This is a genomic window from Burkholderia sp. Ax-1720 (assembly GCF_011753035.1).
GTDB classification, from domain to species: Bacteria; Pseudomonadota; Gammaproteobacteria; order Burkholderiales; family Burkholderiaceae; genus Burkholderia; species Burkholderia gladioli.
The window spans coordinates 1-2,612 of record NZ_VWWK01000353.1; the positions used below are offsets into that span (position 1 = coordinate 1).

2 protein-coding genes and 1 pseudogene are annotated in these 2,612 nt (G+C 70.7%); all 3 read left to right on the forward strand.

The window, feature by feature from the left end; translation table 11 throughout:
• Positions 1 to 1,492: GGDEF domain-containing phosphodiesterase (locus F3J18_RS36540; protein WP_166917014.1), on the forward strand; the 1,492-nt coding region annotated here is incomplete at its 5' end.
• A gap of 137 nt (positions 1,493 to 1,629) precedes the next feature.
• Positions 1,630 to 1,953, forward strand: a complete 324-nt coding sequence (locus F3J18_RS36545; protein ID WP_025100436.1) for a DUF4148 domain-containing protein — start codon at positions 1,630 to 1,632, stop codon at positions 1,951 to 1,953.
• An 84-nt stretch (positions 1,954 to 2,037) separates the two neighbouring features.
• Positions 2,038 to 2,612, forward strand: a pseudogene (locus tag F3J18_RS36550) (hypothetical protein); the annotation flags it as partial.

Below are 2,612 nucleotides of genomic sequence, written 5' to 3' on the forward strand. Positions count from 1 at the left end.
CGCCCGGCGCGAGGCGCCACGCGACGATCGAGCGGGCGCCGATGTTGCCGGTACCACGCGCTCGCGAACGCCGTCGCGCCTTGCCGCCGGGGCTGCCGCCAACGCCGTGCCGGCCAGCGTCACCGCCGCCAATCGGCGCGAGCCGGCCGGCGACGCCTGGGTGGTGTTCATGAGCCGCGCGAACAGCGATCCGCCGACCGGCGGCGAGCTCTGGTACGCCGCCAACTACGACGACACCACGCGCCTGCCGAACCGCAAGCTGTTCGCCGAGCGGCTCGACCTGCGCATCGCGCGCGCGCGTGCCACCGACGGCCGCTTCAGCATCGTGCTGCTGGAGATCGGCGGCCTCAGCACGATCCGCAATGCGCTCGGGCTGCCCGGCGTCGAGCTGGCCGTGCGCGTGACGGGCGAGCGCCTGCGCACCAAGGTGCCGCATCTGTATGGCGTGGCGAGCATGGGCGACGGCAAGTTCGCGCTGCTCTGCGACGAGGCGGAGCCGGTGGTGCGGCGGCTGGTGGAGACCATCGTCGCGGTGGCCGGCGAGCCGATCGAATTCGCCGGCGCCGCGCTCAACGTGATCGCCAATGCCGGCACGGCCGCCTATCCCGAGCAGGGCGAGGACACCGATACCCTGATCCGGCGCGCCAACGTGGCCTTGTCCGCGGCGCTGGAAGCCGGCGACGGTATCGCCGTGCCGTTCTCCAGCGCGCTCGAGTTGCGCGCCACGCGCCGCTTCGAGCTTGAGGCGGCGCTCGCGCGCGGCATCGACCGCCAGCAGTTCTGGCTCGCCTACCAGCCCCAGGTCACGCTCGAGACCGGCCGCATCGCGCAAGTCGAGGCGCTGCTCAGATGGCGTCATCCGCGCTCGGGCGAGATCAGCCCGAACGAGTTCATTCCGATCGCGGAGGAGAGCGGCTTGATCGACCGCATCGGCGAATGGGCGATCCGCACCGCCTGCCGCGAGATCAGCCGCCTGCATCGCGACAGCGAGGACGCGCCGCGCGTGTGCGTGAACGTCTCGCCGCAGCAGTTCCGGCGCGGCAACCTGCTGGCCATCATCGAGCAGGCGCTCGACGACAGCGGGCTCGCGCCGCACCAGCTCGAGATCGAGATCACCGAGGGCGTGCTGTTCGGCGATACCGAGGCGGCGCTCGACACCGTCTCGTCGATCCGCCAGCTCGGCGTGGAGATCGCCGTCGACGATTTCGGCACCGGCTATTCGAGCCTGTCCTACCTGACGCGCTTCCCGGTCAATCGCGTGAAGATCGACCGCGCCTTCGTCGCGCCGCTGCCCAGCGACGCGCGCAGCGCCGAGCTGGTGGCCGCCATCATCGCGATGGCGCATGCGCTGAAGATGCGCGTGACGGCCGAGGGCGTCGAGACCATCGAGCAGGCCAACCAGCTGCTCGCGCTCGGTTGTGATGAAGCGCAGGGTTTCTGGTATGCGCGGCCGCATAGCTTTGGCTCGCTGCGGACCTTGATCGGGATGTAGGCGGGCGGGGCGCCGCCGTCGCGCCGGATGCGCCCCCCGATCACGCGTAAAGAATTTCCGCTTCCCGCCGGGAATAAGCCCGAATTCCCCGTGTTCACCTTGATGCAAGCCCCTCAACGTCATCAAGGAGTCACATCATGAAGATCCACCATCTCGCCGTCCTGTCCGCCGTGCTGCTCTCGTCGTTCGCCCATGCCGAGGGCCTGAGCCGCGCCCAGGTGCGCCAGCAACTGATCGAAGCCGAGCAGAACGGCTCGCTCAACTACACCGACGCCTCCTATCCCGAGGTGAGCCCGGTGTTCCGCCAGGCGATCGCGTCCAGCGCGGCGGCTACGAGCGCCTACGGCAGCGCGATGAGCGCGAAGACCGAAGGCGGCCATCGCGCGATCGCGTCGACGGCCGGCATGCCCTCGGCCTGCGTCGGCCCGGCCAGCTTCTGCAACATCTACGCCGGCTCCTGATGCGTCCCCTGAAAAATCTTTCATCGACGACGGAATATCGGGTCGCGCGCGGTGTTCGCTCCGTGTGACCCGATTTGCCCAGCCATGACTTCCGTACCCGAACCGATCCCGTCCGAGCAGGACATGCAGGCCTATGCAGACGGCCGGCTCGCCGCCGACCGGGAGCATAGCGTGAGCGCGTACCTGGCCCGGCGCCCCGCCGAGGCGCGTCGCGTCGCGTTCTATGCGCGGGTCAACGCGCAGTTGCGCAACCATTTTCCGGACGACGGCCTCGCCGCCGCCGTCCTGCCGCTGAGCGCGGCGCCGGCGGCTTTATCGGTGCCTCGTGCGCAATCGACACCGGCACTCGCGGCCGTGCCGGCAAGCCGCCGCCGCGCCTCGCGCTTCGGCTACCGGCTGGCCGCCGCCGCGCTATTGGCCCTGCTGGCCGCGGCGGTCCTGCCGCGGCTGCTGCGGGTGCCGGATCACCGGCTCGACACGGCCGCCTACGCGATGCTGCTGGCCCTGCCGGGCATCGACCCGGCAATGGGGCGCGCCGCACCGTCGTCCGGCGCGGCGCCCGCCGGCGGGGCCGCCAATGCCTCGAATGCCACCAATGCCACCAATGCCACCAATGCGGCCAATGCCTCGACGCCGGCCGCGAGCCAAGCGCCGGCTCG

Bases quoted from the DNA above. Each gene is read 5' to 3' on its own strand.
- F3J18_RS36545 (WP_025100436.1), top strand. From the start codon at position 1,630: ATGAAGATCCACCATCTCGCCGTCCTGTCCGCCGTGCTGCTCTCGTCG.